The 16,121-nt window shown below is 57.4% G+C and carries 17 protein-coding genes; 16 read left to right on the top strand and 1 reads right to left on the bottom strand.

The features are described 5' to 3' along the window. Positions 1-148 precede the first annotated feature (148 nt). The 8 genes from ACR0AH_RS18830 (at position 149) to rplQ (ending at position 5,799) form a co-directional block, all read left to right on the top strand. Positions 149-364 (top strand): DUF1127 domain-containing protein, encoded by a 216-nt coding sequence (locus ACR0AH_RS18830; RefSeq protein ID WP_170567427.1) that lies wholly within the window; start codon positions 149-151, stop codon positions 362-364. Between the two features lie 200 nt (positions 365-564). Then, a complete protein-coding gene (rplO, locus tag ACR0AH_RS18825) occupies positions 565-1,038 on the top strand; it encodes a 50S ribosomal protein L15 (protein ID WP_170592313.1) in 474 nt (157 codons plus the stop codon). A 109-nt stretch (positions 1,039-1,147) separates the two neighbouring features. Next, entirely contained in the window at positions 1,148-2,512 is a 1,365-nt protein-coding gene (secY, locus tag ACR0AH_RS18820) for a preprotein translocase subunit SecY (RefSeq protein ID WP_480593233.1), read from the top strand. After that, on the top strand, positions 2,509-3,153 hold the full coding sequence (locus ACR0AH_RS18815) for an adenylate kinase (RefSeq protein WP_480593231.1): 645 nt from the start codon (positions 2,509-2,511) through the stop codon (positions 3,151-3,153). Before secY ends, ACR0AH_RS18815 begins: the two co-directional genes overlap by 4 nt. A 200-nt stretch (positions 3,154-3,353) precedes the next feature. Further along, positions 3,354-3,722, top strand: coding sequence for a 30S ribosomal protein S13 (gene rpsM / locus ACR0AH_RS18810; RefSeq protein ID WP_008757392.1), 369 nt, complete (start codon positions 3,354-3,356; stop codon positions 3,720-3,722). A gap of 15 nt (positions 3,723-3,737) precedes the next feature. Beyond that, the gene (gene rpsK / locus ACR0AH_RS18805; RefSeq protein ID WP_008757289.1) at positions 3,738-4,127 is read left to right on the top strand and encodes a 30S ribosomal protein S11; all 390 of its coding nucleotides are present in this window, start codon (positions 3,738-3,740) and stop codon (positions 4,125-4,127) included. A gap of 114 nt (positions 4,128-4,241) precedes the next feature. Then, complete coding sequence (locus tag ACR0AH_RS18800) at positions 4,242-5,258, top strand: DNA-directed RNA polymerase subunit alpha (RefSeq protein WP_010437127.1); 1,017 nt, start codon at positions 4,242-4,244, stop codon at positions 5,256-5,258. Between the two features lie 118 nt (positions 5,259-5,376). Then, positions 5,377-5,799: a 50S ribosomal protein L17 gene (rplQ, locus tag ACR0AH_RS18795; RefSeq protein WP_170819038.1), complete on the top strand. Its 423-nt coding sequence runs from the start codon at positions 5,377-5,379 to the stop codon at positions 5,797-5,799. A gap of 87 nt (positions 5,800-5,886) precedes the next feature. Here the strand turns inward: rplQ and budA are convergent, their stop codons facing one another. Next, complete coding sequence (budA, locus tag ACR0AH_RS18790; RefSeq protein WP_480593229.1) at positions 5,887-6,675, bottom strand: acetolactate decarboxylase; 789 nt, start codon at positions 6,673-6,675, stop codon at positions 5,887-5,889. Positions 6,676-6,903: 228 nt separating this feature from the next. Here budA and ACR0AH_RS18785 point away from each other — a divergent pair, with 228 nt between their 5' ends. The 8 genes from ACR0AH_RS18785 to ACR0AH_RS18750 all read left to right on the top strand — a co-directional run bounded on the left by ACR0AH_RS18785 (position 6,904) and on the right by ACR0AH_RS18750 (position 16,110). Next, a complete protein-coding gene (locus ACR0AH_RS18785) occupies positions 6,904-8,289 on the top strand; it encodes a trypsin-like peptidase domain-containing protein (RefSeq protein WP_480593227.1) in 1,386 nt (461 codons plus the stop codon). A 3-nt stretch (positions 8,290-8,292) separates the two neighbouring features. Further along, positions 8,293-9,606, top strand: a complete 1,314-nt coding sequence (locus ACR0AH_RS18780; protein ID WP_170392886.1) for a replication-associated recombination protein A — start codon at positions 8,293-8,295, stop codon at positions 9,604-9,606. A gap of 104 nt (positions 9,607-9,710) precedes the next feature. Continuing rightward, a complete protein-coding gene (locus ACR0AH_RS18775; protein ID WP_170515921.1) occupies positions 9,711-10,754 on the top strand; it encodes an RluA family pseudouridine synthase in 1,044 nt (347 codons plus the stop codon). Continuing rightward, on the top strand, positions 10,751-11,422 hold the full coding sequence (locus ACR0AH_RS18770; RefSeq protein ID WP_170392884.1) for an HAD-IA family hydrolase: 672 nt from the start codon (positions 10,751-10,753) through the stop codon (positions 11,420-11,422). The genes ACR0AH_RS18775 and ACR0AH_RS18770 overlap by 4 nt, the downstream gene beginning before the upstream one ends. A 4-nt stretch (positions 11,423-11,426) precedes the next feature. Further along, the gene (locus ACR0AH_RS18765) at positions 11,427-12,134 is read left to right on the top strand and encodes an ATP12 family protein (RefSeq protein WP_170392883.1); all 708 of its coding nucleotides are present in this window, start codon (positions 11,427-11,429) and stop codon (positions 12,132-12,134) included. A gap of 206 nt (positions 12,135-12,340) precedes the next feature. Further along, positions 12,341-13,360, top strand: a complete 1,020-nt coding sequence (locus ACR0AH_RS18760) for an amino acid ABC transporter substrate-binding protein (RefSeq protein ID WP_170392882.1) — start codon at positions 12,341-12,343, stop codon at positions 13,358-13,360. Positions 13,361-13,484: 124 nt separating this feature from the next. Further along, complete coding sequence (locus tag ACR0AH_RS18755; RefSeq protein ID WP_170392881.1) at positions 13,485-14,753, top strand: ABC transporter permease subunit; 1,269 nt, start codon at positions 13,485-13,487, stop codon at positions 14,751-14,753. Position 14,754: 1 nt separating this feature from the next. After that, positions 14,755-16,110, top strand: a complete 1,356-nt coding sequence (locus tag ACR0AH_RS18750; protein ID WP_170392880.1) for an amino acid ABC transporter permease — start codon at positions 14,755-14,757, stop codon at positions 16,108-16,110. Positions 16,111-16,121 lie beyond the last annotated feature (11 nt).

Here is a 16,121-nt window from a genome sequence, read left to right as displayed (position 1 = left end):
CTGTATTGCCATTCACAAAACGCATACCGGCTAGACCGAAACACGCGTTGTTAGCGTTATCGTCTGCGCCTATCTCACGCCTGTCCAATGAAGGAACAAATCAAGTGACATCGGGGAATGCGCCCCGACATTCGAAAGGATTATAGATATGGCACATACAGCTACACTGACACATGGCGGTTTCAACCTGAGCGCGCGTATTGCGAACTTTGTTGAGAGCGTGAAAGAAAACCGCGCACGCGCTGCACAATACAGCCGCACCTATCGCGAATTGCAAAGTCTGACCAATCGCGAGCTGGACGATATCGGCGTTCGCCGCTGCGACATCGCGGATATCGCACGCGATCACGCTTATTGCTCGTAACACCCCAACCACTCACCGTTGAAGAGGCGCCAATCCGGCGCCTCTTTTGGTTTTGCAGTTGTGATGTAACAAACCTTGCAACCGCAGCCGCAACGCTGTAGAGCGCTCCGGTGGATTTCCGTCCACGAGAATCAAAACCAAGAAATGCCGTGTTTGGCCCATCACGCTTCGGGGGTCACATCCGGCTTAGGAGAAGCGAAATGAAACTGAACGAATTGCGCGACAATCCTGGCGCCGCACCGAAACGCACTCGCGTTGGCCGTGGCCCCGGTTCCGGCAAAGGTAAAATGGGTGGCCGTGGTATCAAAGGCCAGAAATCCCGTTCGGGTGTGGCCATCAATGGCTACGAAGGCGGCCAGATGCCGCTGTATCAGCGTCTGCCTAAGCGTGGCTTCAACAAGCCGAACCGCAAGGAATTCGCCGTTATCAATCTGGGCCTGATCCAGAAATTCGTCGACGCCGGCAAGCTGGATGCCAAAGCTGCGATCACCGAGGACGCGCTGGTTGCATCCGGTCTGGTCCGTCGCAAGCTGGACGGTGTCCGCGTTCTGGCGAAAGGCGAGATCAGCGCCAAAGTGAACCTGGAAGTCACCGGTGCTTCGAAAGCTGCTGTTGAAGCGGTTGAGAAAGCGGGCGGCTCACTTACGGTCACAAAAGCTGCTGCGGCAGAGTAAGCGCTTGTGAGCGGGCGCAGACCCGCTTACATAGACCTCAGAGTTTTCCAAGACGCCGCCCGAGCCGGAAAACGGTTCCGGGCGGTGTTTGCATAAGAGAGACCGATTTATGGTATCAGCAGCAGAACAAATGGCAGCCAACACAAGCTGGGCTGCTTTGGGCAAGGCCACCGATCTGCGCAACCGCATCCTGTTCACGCTGGGTTTGTTGATCGTCTATCGTCTGGGCACCTTCATTCCGGTCCCAGGTATCGACGGGCAGGCCCTGCGCGAGTTCATGGAGCAAGCGGGGCAGGGCATCGGCGGCATGGTTTCGATGTTCACCGGCGGGGCGCTGGGGCGGATGGGTATCTTTGCCCTCGGCATCATGCCCTACATCTCGGCCTCGATCATCGTGCAGCTGCTGACATCGATGGTTCCCGCGCTTGAGCAACTCAAGAAAGAGGGCGAGCAAGGGCGCAAGAAGATCAACCAATACACCCGTTTCGGTACCGTGGCTCTGGCCACCGTTCAGGCTTATGGTCTGGCGGTTTCGTTGGAATCGGGCGATCTTGCGACCGATCCGGGCATGTTCTTCCGTATGTCGACCATGATCACTTTGGTCGGCGGCACCATGTTCCTGATGTGGCTGGGCGAGCAGATCACCGCACGCGGCATCGGTAACGGTATCTCTCTGATCATCTTCGTTGGCATTATTGCCGAGGTTCCCGCCGCTCTGGCGCAGTTCTTCGCTTCGGGCCGCAGCGGTGCAATCAGCCCCGCCGTGATCGTGGGTGTGATCATCATGGTCATCGCCGTGATCACCTTTGTGGTGTTCATGGAGCGGGCCCTGCGCAAGATCCATATCCAGTACCCGCGCCGTCAGGCGGGTATGAAAGTCTATGAAGGCGGCTCCAGCCACCTGCCGGTCAAAGTGAACCCGGCGGGCGTCATCCCTGCGATCTTTGCAAGCTCGCTGCTGCTGCTGCCGGTGACGATCTCGACCTTCTCGTCGGGCGCCACTAATGGCCCGGTCATGTCGTGGCTGCTGGCCAACTTTGGCCCCGGACAGCCGCTGTACCTGCTATTCTTCGCGTCGATGATCGTATTCTTCGCCTATTTCTATACGTTTAACGTGTCGTTCAAACCGGACGATGTGGCGGACAACCTGAAAAAGCAGAATGGTTTTGTGCCGGGTATCCGTCCAGGCAAGAAAACTTCCGAGTATCTGGAATACGTGGTCAACCGCGTGCTCGTTCTGGGCTCGGCTTATCTGGCGGCCGTCTGTCTGCTGCCTGAAATCCTGCGGGGCCAGTTTGCTATTCCGTTCTATTTCGGCGGCACCTCGGTTCTGATTATCGTCTCTGTGACCATGGACACGATTCAGCAGGTTCAGAGCCATCTGTTGGCGCATCAATACGAAGGGCTGATTGAAAAGTCCCAACTGCGCGGCAAAAGCAAGAAACGCGGCAGAAAGGGAGCTGCTCGTCGATGAACATCATACTTCTCGGTCCCCCGGGGGCAGGCAAGGGCACGCAGGCGCGTCACCTGGTTGAAACCCGCGGTATGGTGCAATTGAGCACCGGAGACATGCTGCGCGAGGCCAAAACCTCGGGCACGGAGATGGGCCAGAAGGTTGCTGCGATCATGGACGCGGGCAAGCTGGTCACAGACGAGATCGTGATCGGCTTGATCGAAGAGAAACTGACCACCGAAAAAGGTGCGGGTTTCATCTTTGACGGCTTCCCCCGCACGCTGGCACAGGCCGATGCCCTATCGGCTTTGCTGACCAAGCTGGGCCAGTCGCTGCATACAGTGATCGAGATGCGTGTGGACGATGACGCGCTGGTGGGCCGGATCACGGCGCGGTCAACCTGCGGCGGATGTGGTGAGGTCTATAACGACAATACCAAGCCGATCCCGGCAGATGGCAAATGCACCAATTGCGGCAAGGAAAATGACTTCGTTCGTCGCGCCGACGACAACGAAGACAGCCTGCGCACGCGGTTGATGGAATACTACAAGAAGACCTCACCGCTGATCGGCTATTACTACGCCAAAGGCGATCTGCGCCCGGTGAATGGGCTGGCGGATATCAAGGAAGTCACCGCGTCGATTGAGGCTGTTCTTGGCTGATATGAATATGGGCTTGACGGCGCTGCCAAAAGCCCATATCGACCCCCATCCCTAAAGGGAATCAAGACCGCATGCGGGATTCGTCCCGATTGCCCCGACCACCTCGAATAATACTGGACCCTCTGGCGTCACTGCCACGGTCAAGTGTTGTGAAAAAAGGTTCCGGAGCTACGGAACCGCAACAAAAAGGAAAGTGACACGTGGCACGTATTGCCGGCGTAAACATCCCGACTGCAAAGCGGGTACCAATCGCCCTCACATATATCACCGGTATCGGAAACACCTCGGCCAAAGCAATCTGCGAAGCCGTGGGCATTGAAGCGCACCGTCGCGTCAACGAACTGTCCGACGCCGAAGTTCTGGCCATCCGCGAGCACATCGATGCAAACTTCACCGTCGAAGGTGACCTGCGTCGTGAAGTTCAGATGAACGTCAAGCGTCTGATGGACCTGGGCTGCTATCGCGGTCTGCGTCACCGCCGCAACCTGCCGGTTCGCGGTCAGCGTACCCACACCAATGCTCGTACCCGCAAAGGCCCCGCAAAGGCCATTGCCGGTAAGAAGAAATAAGGGAGGGTCTGACCGATGGCACGTGACAAGACTCGCGTAAAGCGCAAAGAGCGCAAGAACATCGCATCGGGCGTTGCCCATGTGAACTCGACCTTCAACAACACCAAGATCCTGATCTCGGACGTACAGGGCAACGCCATCTCGTGGTCGTCTGCCGGTACCATGGGCTTCAAAGGGTCGCGGAAATCGACTCCTTATGCGGCTCAGATGGCTGCAGAAGACGCAGGCAAGAAGGCGCAGGAACATGGCGTCAAGACGCTCGAAGTCGAAGTTCAGGGCCCCGGTTCGGGTCGTGAATCGGCTCTGCGTGCGCTGGCTGCCGTGGGCTTCAACATCACGTCGATCCGCGACGTGACACCGATTGCTCACAACGGCTGCCGTCCGCCGAAGCGTCGTCGCGTCTAAGCGATTTTGAATTAGGCTGGGGCTGTGTTTTAGCACGGCCCCAGCACGTCATTTTGAACCTCGGGCGTCTGCACCTTGTTGGTCATGGGGCGCGGACAGGAATGGAGGGATTACATGATCCATAAGAATTGGGCAGAATTGATCAAGCCGACCCAGCTTGACGGCAAGCCGGGCAACGACCCTGCACGTCAGGCAACACTGGTTGCCGAGCCGCTGGAACGCGGCTTTGGCCTGACCCTGGGCAACGCGCTACGCCGCGTTCTGATGAGCAGCCTGCAAGGTGCGGCCATCACCAGTGTTCAGATCGACAACGTCCTGCACGAGTTCAGCTCGGTTGCCGGTGTGCGTGAAGACGTCACCGACATCATCCTGAACCTCAAAGGCGTTTCGTTGCGCATGGAAGTCGAAGGACCCAAGCGCCTGTCGATCAATGCCAAAGGCCCCGCAGTTGTCACCGCAGGCGACATCAGCGAAAGCGCCGGTATCGAGGTTCTGAACCGTGATCACGTCATCTGCCACCTGGACGATGGCGCTGACCTGTTCATGGAACTGACCGTCAACACCGGCAAAGGTTACGTCTCGGCTGAGAAGAACAAGCCCGAAGACGCACCCATCGGCCTGATCCCGATCGACGCGATCTATTCGCCGGTTAAAAAGGTTGCCTATGACGTTCAGCCGACCCGTGAAGGTCAGGTTCTGGACTATGACAAGCTGACCCTGAAGATCGACACCGACGGTTCGATCACGCCGGAAGACGCGCTGGCATTTGCTGCACGCATCCTGCAGGATCAGCTGTCAATCTTCGTCAACTTCGACGAGCCGGAATCGGCTGGCCGCCAGGACGAAGACGATGGTCTGGAGTTCAACCCGCTGCTGCTGAAGAAAGTGGACGAGCTGGAACTGTCGGTCCGTTCGGCAAACTGCCTGAAGAACGACAACATCGTTTACATCGGCGATCTGATTCAGAAGACCGAAGCCGAGATGCTGCGCACTCCGAACTTCGGCCGCAAGTCGCTGAACGAGATCAAGGAAGTGCTGTCCGGTATGGGTCTGCACCTCGGCATGGATGTCGAGGACTGGCCGCCCGACAACATCGAAGATCTGGCCAAGAAATTCGAAGACGCGTTCTAAGCGCGTCTTCACAAATGCCCGGGCTGCCGGGGACCATATGGGCACTTCCGCCCCAAGGAGAGCCGGTGACACGCATCGCCGGCCAGACAAAGCAAAACGCGAAATAAGGAATTGAAAAATGCGTCACGCACGTGGTTACCGCCGCCTGAACCGTACTCATGAGCACCGCAAGGCTCTGTTTGCAAACATGGCTGGTTCGCTCATCGAGCATGAGCAAATCAAAACAACTCTGCCGAAGGCAAAAGAACTACGCCCGATCATCGAAAAACTGATCACTCTGGGCAAGCGCGGCGACCTGCACGCCCGTCGTCAGGCGGCAGCACAGCTGAAAGAAGACAAAGACGTCGCAAAGCTGTTCGAGGTTCTGGGCCCCCGCTATGCAGAGCGTCAGGGTGGATACGTCCGCATCCTGAAAGCTGGCTTCCGCTATGGCGACATGGCACCGATGGCGATCATCGAATTCGTTGATCGTGACGTCGACGCCAAAGGCGCGGCCGACAAAGCCCGCGTTGCCGCCGAAGAGGCCGCAGCCGACGAATAAGCCTCGTCTATATCTGAGTTTCAGCCCCCGCGTCACAGTCGCGGGGGTTTTCTTTTGTACCTTTCGGACGTCCAAATTGGGCGCAACCTAATTGCTTTCGGCTTTCAGAATGCCATCTGCCGACGCTCCTGCGGATAGATTGGCGTCAGAGAAATCCTCTGTCTCTGGCAGTTCCAGATGCAATGAAGAGGTGTGATCAATTTCGATCTTTCCCCGGGTCAATGTGTAATCAAGAACGTGCCCACCGGTAGTCCGGTCGTCAGAGATGAAATGCAAGTGGTAACCCGGAACGCCGATCCCGACCGCGTAGTCAGGGCAGCGGAACCCAAGAATGGTTCCATCAACATCATCCAATTCGAATTCGGCCTGCGTTTTGACCACTTCCAGCAAAGGTTTGTATGGCCGTTCCTGTTTCAACACGTTTCGATACCTAATGTGTTTGATCAATCCGGTGAAACGAACCGCATAAAACAGGTTCTTTGCATCGGCCATGTCATCCAAACCCTCCTCGAAACCGGATTTGTTAATCGGAGAATCCAACGCGAGCGAAATCGTTGGTTCAAAGTCAATGACGGCTGCGTATGGTGTCAGCGCGCCGTTATCCGCAATTGTCGCTTTGCCTTCCCCATCCAGGCGATAAGCGACACCATCCAGCACCACCATTTCTCCGTCCAGGGCGTTGAAGGTACCGAGACCGAAATCTCCGTGTTCCAGCAGCTGACTGATGGAAACAGTCCCGTCATAGACTCCCTGCATGACGGCACTCAGTAGTGAGGCCTGGTAATACTCGTGGGCGTGCTCTTCCCGCACAAAGCTCTTATTTTGATGATGAGAGGCAAGGGCCGTTGCAAAGGTCAATTCCCGGTCTTTGTGCATGGTCGTTCCCTCTGATTGGATTCAGCGCCAAGTCCAACACATAGCACAATTCCCTGTGAAACTTTTGCAACGCTTTGCGAAGCCATAATGCTCAAGCAGGATATTTGTGCGAATAGCTCAAAAGAAAGCGGTAGGTCCTCAGCATTGTCGAAGGCAGCGGGTTATGTCGCTTGCAATCTTTGCATCGGCCCCGCATATCCGGTTGGCGATATTGCCGGAGGGCCGATGATGCTAAGACTATTGTGTTCCCTAGTATTGCTGATGGGCGCAATACCGGCAGCCGCGGAGACGCAGGTACCAAAAAGCCAGACCGAAATCAGCCTCGGGTTCGCCCCTGTCGTAAAGCAGGCTGCCCCGGCGGTTGTGAACATCTACGCCAAGATTGTGCGCGAAGGGCGGGCAAATCCACTGTTTTCTGACCCGTTCTTTCAGGACTTCTTTGGCCGTGGATTTGGGACGCCACGCCCCCGTGTGCAGAATTCGCTCGGCTCTGGCGTGATCCTCACTGGTGATGGGTATGTGGTGTCAAACTACCACGTTGTGGGGATGGCATCGGAAATTCAGGTCGTGACTACCGACCGTCGTGAATTCACTGCCGAAGTCGTTCTGGGTGACAAAGAAAGCGACATTGCAATCTTGCGGCTGAATGAGGCAAGCGATCTGCCGTTCCTGCAGATGCGCGATTCCGATCAGGTTGAAGTAGGAGAGCTGACGCTGGCGATTGGCAACCCCTTCGGCGTTGGCCAAACTGTTTCGTCAGGTATTATTTCAGGGCTGGCGCGCACAGGAACCGCAACCGGAAACGCAAGAGGGTACTTCATTCAAACCGATGCGGCGATCAACCCGGGCAATTCCGGTGGCGCGCTGATCGATGTGAATGGCGATCTAATTGGTATCAATACTTCAATCCTGACCCGCTCGGGCGGGTCGAACGGTATCGGCTTTGCCATTCCGGCCAATTTGGTAGCCGAATTCCTGCGGCAGGCGCAGTCTGGCAACGAAAGCTTCGTAAGTCCTTGGGCAGGAATGGCCGGTCAACACATGAGCGCGGATATAGCCGAGTCTCTGGGTATGGCCATCCCACTCGGTGTGGTGATTTCTGACTTACATGAACTGAGTCCGCTGGTAGAAGCGGGTCTGCGGGTCGGCGATGTGGTCACCCATGTCGACGGGGACGAGGTGAATTCTCCGGCCGAGATGAAATTTCGCATGGCTGTTGCCGGGGTGGGTGGAAAGTCGGTCCTGACTCGGCTGCGGGGCGAAGACCGCTCGGATATTGAAGTGGCGCTGATCAAACCGCCTGAAACGCCTGCGGCGGATGAGACTACGCTGGACGAGGATACGGTCATGCCAGGTCTGATCGTTTCGGGCGTAAATCCGGCGGTGATCGTAAAGCTTGGCTTGTCGCTGTCTCAGACCGGCGTCGTGGTGGTTGATCCGAGCCGCTATAGCGGCCGCGCAGGATTGCGTGTGGGCGATGTCGTAAAAGGTATCAACGGAACCAGAACCGAGACACCGGAGGATATCGTTCAGGCCCTGACCGATCCAGGTCGCCGGGTACAGATGGAGATTGAGCGGGGAAGCCGGTTAATCTCATTGCGGTTTCGGTTGTGATCCGTGAGTGACTTGTTCGATACCGGTTCTGCGGAACCAACCGCTTCGCCGCACAGGCCGCTTGCGGATCGCTTGCGCCCACAATCCCTGTCTGAGGTGATCGGGCAAGAGCAGGTTTTGGGACCAGATGCGCCATTGGGGGTGATGCTCGCGTCAGGTAGCCTGTCCAGCCTGATCTTCTGGGGCCCGCCGGGTGTAGGAAAGACAACCATCGCCCGGTTGCTGGCGCAGGAGACCGATCTGCATTTCGTACAGATCAGCGCGATTTTTACCGGTGTGCCGGATCTGAAGAAGGTATTTGAGGCTGCTAAAATCCGTCGTCAGAACGGGCAGGGCACCTTACTATTTGTTGACGAAATCCACCGTTTCAATAAAGCGCAACAGGACGGGTTTCTGCCGCATATGGAGGACGGCACGATCCTCCTGGTTGGCGCGACGACCGAAAACCCTTCCTTCGAGCTAAACGCGGCGGTACTCAGCCGGTCTCAGGTGTTGGTTCTGGAACGCCTTAGCCTTGCTGATCTTGAGCGTTTGACACAACGCGCCGAGAAAGAGCTTGACCGCGCCTTGCCACTAACGTCTGCCGCCCGCGAGGCGCTGCAGGAGATGGCGGATGGCGACGGTCGCGCACTACTGAACCTGATTGAACAGGTAGCTGCTTGGAAAGTGGACGCCGATCTGGACCCGGATGCATTGTCGACGCGCCTGATGCGGCGGGCCGCAAAATACGACAAATCGGGGGATGAGCATTATAATCTGATCTCAGCCCTGCACAAATCGGTGCGTGGATCGGACCCTGACGCGGCGCTGTATTGGTTTGCGCGGATGCTGACCGGCGGCGAAGACCCGCGCTATCTGGCGCGGAGGATCACGCGGATGGCGGTTGAAGATATCGGTTTGGCCGATCCTCAGGCGCAATCGATCTGCCTGCACAGTTGGGAAACCTATGAACGGCTGGGCTCGCCCGAGGGCGAGTTGGCACTGGCGCAGGCGTTGGTGTATCTGGCTCTCGCTCCGAAATCGAACGGGGCCTATGTGGGGTATAAGGCGGCGATGCGGCTGGCCAAGCAATCGGGCAGTGAACCGCCACCCAAACATATCCTGAACGCTCCGACATCGCTGATGAAGGATCAGGGATATGGTGCAGGGTATGCCTATGACCACGATGCCGAAGATGGGTTCTCGGGTCAGAACTATTTCCCGGATGATATGAAGCGCCCGGTTCTCTATCAGCCGGTAGAGCGTGGTTTTGAGCGCGAGCTGAAAAAACGGCTGGAATACTTCGCCAAGCTGAGAACGCAACGCAATCAGGGCTAGACTTGACTCTGCACCCGATGCGCGCGACAGACGCGCATGATTTCTAAGGCACTGAAACAAGCACAATCCGGGCGGATCAGCCGTGCGGAACAAGGGGCAATGGCATGAGCGGCGTACAGGTGATCACCGTAGCAGAGGGCGATGGCGACCAGAGGCTGGATCGTTGGCTGCGCCGCCTGTTTCCTCATGTCAGCCAGGGCCGGATCGAGAAGATGTGCCGCAAGGGTGAACTGCGCGTAGATGGCAGTCGGGTCAAAGCTTCGACGCGGCTAGAGGCCGGGCAGTCTGTGCGCGTGCCGCCGCTGCCAGACGCCGACCATAAGCCCGCTGTCGTAAAGCATCGTGTTTCGGACGCTGACGCAAAGATGATCCAGTCTTGCGTGATTTATAAAGACGATCACGTGCTGGCGCTGAACAAGCCGCATGGCTTGCCAGTTCAGGGTGGCAGCGGTCAAACCCGCCATGTGGACAGCCTGTCCGAAGCGTTGCGTTTTGGGTATGACGAGAACCCGCGCCTTGTGCATCGTTTGGATAAGGACACATCTGGCGTTCTGCTGATGGCCCGTACGCGCGAGGCCGCCAAAGGGCTGACAGCAGCCTTCCGGCACCGAAACACCCAAAAGATCTATTGGGCGCTGGTAGCTGGTGTTCCAACTCCGTACCTGGGCGAAATCAAGACCGGGCTGGTCAAGGCACCGGGGCATGGCAAGCATGGCGAAGGCGAGAAGATGATCGCTGTTCATCCGAGCGAAGTGAACGATACGCCCGGCGCGAAACGTGCGCATACGCTCTATGCAACGCTGTATCGCGTTGCAGGGCGGGCAGCCTGGGTCGCGATGGAGCCGGTGACGGGGCGAACTCATCAGTTGCGTGCGCATATGGCTGCGATCGGCCATCCGATAATAGGCGATGGGAAATATGGCGGTTCGGGGCAGGAAAACCTCGGCGATGGCTGGGGCGCGCAGTTGGGAGGTATCATCAGCAAAAAGCTGCATCTCCACGCCCGCAGCCTGTCCTTTGAACACCCGATGACCCGCAAACACATCTCGCTTACGGCGCCTTTACCGGATCATATGAAACACAGCTGGGATACGCTAGGCTGGACCGAAGACCTCGCTGCAGATGATCCGTTTGAGGAGTTGCGATGAACGCCCCATTGCGGCTGGTCCTGTTTGATGTGGATGGCACTCTGGTCGATAGTCAGGGTGCCATTGTTTCGGCAATGACCGCCTGTTTTCAGGCGCAGTCACTGCCGGTCCCGGATCGTGACGCCATCCTGTCCATCGTCGGTTTATCTCTGCCCCATGCAATGGCGCGTCTGGCAGCAGATCAGTCCGAACGGATACAAAGCGCATTGGTTGACGGATATAAGCAGGCCTATCACGCGCAAAGGTTGGAGCAGGGCGCCGCAAGCTCGCCGCTTTATCCCGGTGCGCGCCAAGTGATTGAGGCACTTCACGCTCAGCCCGAGGTACTATTGGGAGTGGCCACAGGCAAGTCTCAGCGCGGGCTTGATGCGCTGCTTGAAGGGCATGGGTTGCAGCAGCATTTTATTACTCGTCAGGTAGCAGATCACCATCCGTCCAAGCCGCACCCGTCGATGATAGAAACAGCTTTGGCTGAAACGGGCGTGCCGGCTGCGCAAGCCGTCATGGTGGGCGACACCAGCTTTGACATGGATATGGCCGCAGCCGCGCAAGTTGCCGGGATCGGTGTCAGCTGGGGTTATCACGATCGTCGGGTACTGACGGCTGCGACACATGTGATCGAAACATTCGAAGAATTGCCAGGCGCACTGGCCAAGATCTGGGGCTAAAGAGATGAGCGACTGGAAACCCAAACGCTTCTGGACGACAAGCACGGTCGTTGAGACCGACGTGGGCTATACGGTTGAATTGGATGGTCGACGCGTCAAAACGCCCGCCAAGGCTGCGCTGGACCTGCCCACGCGTGCCATGGCCGAGGCCGTTGCACGGGAATGGGATGCACAGGAAAAGGAAATCGATCCGACCACGATGCCATTCACCCGTTCGGCCAATGCGGCGATCGACAAGGTGCGGCACCAGCATGGTGAGGTTGCCGATATGCTGGCCGATTACGGCGACTCGGATCTGCTGTGTTATCGGGCGACCCATCCCGAAACGTTGCAGCAGCGGCAGTCCGAGGCCTGGGATCCTGCATTGGATTGGGCTGCGGACGCGCTGGGCGCGCGGTTGATCCCGCGTGCAGGGGTGGTGCATCAACCGCAAGCTGCCGAGGTGCTGCAAGGCCTGCGTGACCGGGTGCATGGACTGAATGCGTTCCAGCTGGCGGCGTTTCATGACCTCGTCAGCCTGTCGGGGTCATTGATTCTTGGTTTTGCCGCTGCGCAGAATTGGCGCAAACCGGACGAGATATGGCGCATTTCTCGGCTGGACGAGCTTTGGCAGATCGAACAATGGGGCCACGACGATGAGGCACATGCTGCCGCCGAAGTGAAACGGGCCGCCTTTCTGCACGCAAAGCAGTTCTTTGACCTCTCGTTCTGAGACGGATTCTCGTCAAATCGTGAATTTGTGTCCGATTCTGGCAGAAAAGACCTATCGTTTTCCCTGATCCAGCCCTTGACGTTTGTTGATGAATACGCCCAAACTCGGGCCACTAAAGGGGAGACACCTTTTGGGTAACCTTTCTGGCGCCTATGCGCCGGATCGAACCGTTCCATTCAGGGATGGAAAATCAGGAAGAGGTAAAAATGAAAAAATCCGTAATTTTGGGCGTGGCAACCATTGCCGGCCTGGCTGCTGGCGCAGCTGCAGCGGGTACCGTTGACGACGTGAAAGCCCGCGGCAAGCTGAACTGCGGCGTCGCAACCGGCGTACCCGGCTTTGCCAGCCCCGATGCCAATGGTGAGTGGCAGGGTTTTGACGTGGCCGTATGCCGCGCGGTAGCCGCTGCCGTTCTGGACGACCCAAGCGCCGTTGAGTTCATCCCGACCACCGGTAAAACACGTTTCACCGCGCTGGCTTCGGGCGAGATTGACATGCTGGCCCGTAACACCACGTGGACCTTCAGCCGCGACGTCGACCTGAAGTTCGAATTCGTCGGCATCAACTACTACGATGGTCAGGGCTTCATGGTTCCCAAGGCACTGGGCGTCAGCTCGGCCAAGGAACTGGACGGTGCAACCGTTTGCATCCAGACCGGCACCACAACTGAGCTTAACCTGGCGGATTTCTTCCGCATCAACAACATGAGCTACGAGCCGGTTCCGATCGAAACTAACGCCGAAGCGCAGCAGCAGTATCTGGCTGGTGCCTGTGACGTTTACACCACCGACGCATCGGGTCTGGCTGCTACGCGCGCCACCTTTGAAAACGCAGGCGACCACGTGATCCTGCCCGAAATCATCTCGAAAGAGCCGCTGGGCCCGCTGGTCCGTCATGGCGATCACGAGTGGGGCGATGTGGTCCGCTGGACCCTGAACGCACTGATCGCAGCGGAAGAACTGGGTGTAACCTCGGCGAACATCGACGAGATGTCCAGCGGTGCCACCGACAACCCAGAGGTAAACCGCCTGTTGGGTACCGAAGGTACGCTGGGTGAGATGCTGGGTCTGGACGCGAACTGGGCACAGCGCGCGATCAAAGTCGGCGGTAACTACGGCGAAGTGTTTGCCAAGAACATCGGCGAGGAAACCCCGATCGGTCTGGCACGCGGCCTGAACGCACAGTGGACCGATGGTGGCCTGCTGTACGCACCGCCTTTCCGCTAAGATCCACGGAAAAGGGCGCGGGGGAACCCGCGCCCTTTTTCCTTCCATAAGAAACACGCCCGGAACGATCTGAGCAGAGGCAAACTCTGCCAACATCCGGGATGCACGGGGATATACATAGGTCATGACGACACTCACTGACCCGCCGAAGGAGCACTTCCGGCTGTCCATGCTCCTTTATGATACGCGGTACCGATCTGCGACCATTCAGGTCATAGCGATGATCGGTTTCATGCTTCTGGCAGCCTGGATTATCAACAACACCATTCAGAACCTTGAAACGCTGGGCAGAACAGTCGGGTTCGACTTTTTTGCCGAACCGGCCAGCTATGACATCAACCAACGCCTGCTGGAATACGACTCGCGCGATACACATCTGCGCGCGGCGTTTATAGGCCTGCTAAACACTCTGGTTGTTGCAGTTCTGGGCTGTATCACAGCAACGATCATCGGTGTCATGGTCGGTGTTTTGCGCCTGTCGAATAACTGGCTGATCGCGCGGATCATGACGGTCTATGTCGAGATGTTCCGTAACGTTCCAGTGCTGCTTTGGATCGTGTTCGCCATGGCGATCCTGATTGAAAGCCTGCCAGCACCGCGCGCCTTCCGAGGTGAAAACCCAGAAGCCACGATGGATCTTTTTGGCACGGTCGCGGTCACAAATCGCGGGGTCTATATCCCCGAGTTTCTGTTCTCGCGCGGATTGGGCGATATCCACCTTTTCGGTACATCAAGCCTGCGCTTTGATGTTTCGCTTGACCTGATCGCCTTCCTGATCGTGTTTGGCGGCAGCATCTTTGCGATGCGCAAGGTTTCGGCTTGGGCCAATTCAACGCAAGAAAAGACCGGCGATCGCCCGACCATCTGGCACATCCAACTGGGCCTTTTGTTCGTGCCGTCAGCCATCCTGCTGGGCGTTCTGGGTTTTCACCTGGGCTACCCTGAGCTGAAAGGCTTCAACTTCAGCGGCGGTACCCACCTTCGTAACTCGCTGATTGCCTTGTGGCTGGCCCTGTCGCTGTACACTGCGGCATTCATCGCCGAGATCGTGCGCGCTGGTATTCTGGCTATTTCCAAAGGTCAGACCGAGGCTGCATCCGCACTGGGCCTGCGCCCGGGGCGGACCATGCGTCTGGTGATCTTGCCGCAGGCGTTGCGGGTGATCATCCCGCCAATGATCTCGAACTATCTGAACCTGACCAAGAACTCGTCGCTGGCGATCGCGGTCGGATATATGGACATCACGGGTACGCTGGGTGGCATCACCATGAACCAGACCGGTCGCGAGCTGGAATGCGTTCTGCTGCTGATGCTGGTCTACCTGTCCATCTCGCTGAGCATTTCGGCGGTGATGAACTGGTACAACAACCGTGTCAAACTGGTGGAGCGGTAATATGAGTGATGTTTCATTTGTCCGCACGGAAATGTTGCCGGAACAGGCACCACCCGCCTCCGAGGTCGGTGTACTGGGCTGGATCAAGCATAACCTGTTTTCAAGCTGGCTGAACGCCATCCTGACAATCGTCTCGCTGGTCTTCATCTACTATGTGCTCTCCAACATCCTGTCCTGGACGTTCGAATCCGTTTGGAACGCCAATTCCCTGTCGGAATGTCGTGAGATCATGATGGCTACGTGGGGCGATACGCATGGTCATGCCTGCTGGGGTGTGATCAAGGATCGTTGGCTACAGCTGCTATATGGGTTCTATCCGCCGTATCCGGCGCATCCGGATGCCACATGGTCGAACCCGCCTGAAACAGGGGCATGGCCGGCCTATTTCCGTCCGAACCTGACCTTCATCCTGTTGTTGGTTGCTATTGCGCCGGTGTTGTTCACCAAGGTGCCGCGTAAGCTGTTGATTGTAACGGCGGCTTATCCGTTCCTGCTGCCTTGGCTGATGTGGGGTGGGTCGATCTGGGGGCCGCTCATGGTCGCCGCCGGATTTGCCATCGGGTATTTCGCGTACAAGTTTGCGCTTCCGGTTGCCGGGTCTCTTGCCGCGATTATCCTTGCGATTGCGCTGCCCATACTATGGTGGCTGTTTGCTGCCGGTTCCGTGGCTGACGCAATCAATGCAATCATTCCGATCGGTATCGCGCCGGTGGAAAGCCGCGACTTTGGTGGCTTTATGCTAGCGATCCTGTTGGGTGTCGTGGCCATTGGTGTTTCGCTGCCTATCGGTATCGTGCTGGCGCTGGGTCGTCAGTCCGATCTGATGATCGTCAAATACCTGTGCGTGGGCTTTATCGAGTTCATTCGGGGCGTGCCGCTGATTACCCTGCTGTTTGTGGCATCGCTGTTGCTGAACCTGTTCCTGCCGCCGGGCACTAATTTTGACATCATCCTGCGGGTGATGATCATGATGACCCTGTTCTCGGCTGCCTATATGGCCGAGGTGATCCGGGGTGGTCTGGCTGCCCTGCCGCGTGGTCAGTACGAAGGCGCAGACAGTCTGGGCCTGAACTACTGGCAGGCGCAACGGCTGATCATCATGCCACAGGCGCTGAAAATCTCGATCCCGGGCATCGTGAGCACGTTCATCGGTATTTTCAAGGATACGACTTTGGTCTCGATCATCGGTCTGTTCGACGTGATTGGCCTGACCAACGGCATCCGCGCCGATACCGCCTGGAACGGCGTCTACTGGGAACTGTTTGCCTTTATCGGCGTTCTGTTCTTCGTGGTTTGCTTCTCCATGTCCCGTTATTCCATGTACCTGGAGCGCAAGCTTCAGACTGGCCACCGTTAAGGAGTTCAACA

The organism is Ruegeria sp. AM5, from assembly GCF_056540645.1.
This window is presented reverse-complemented; position numbering and strand designations above follow the sequence as displayed.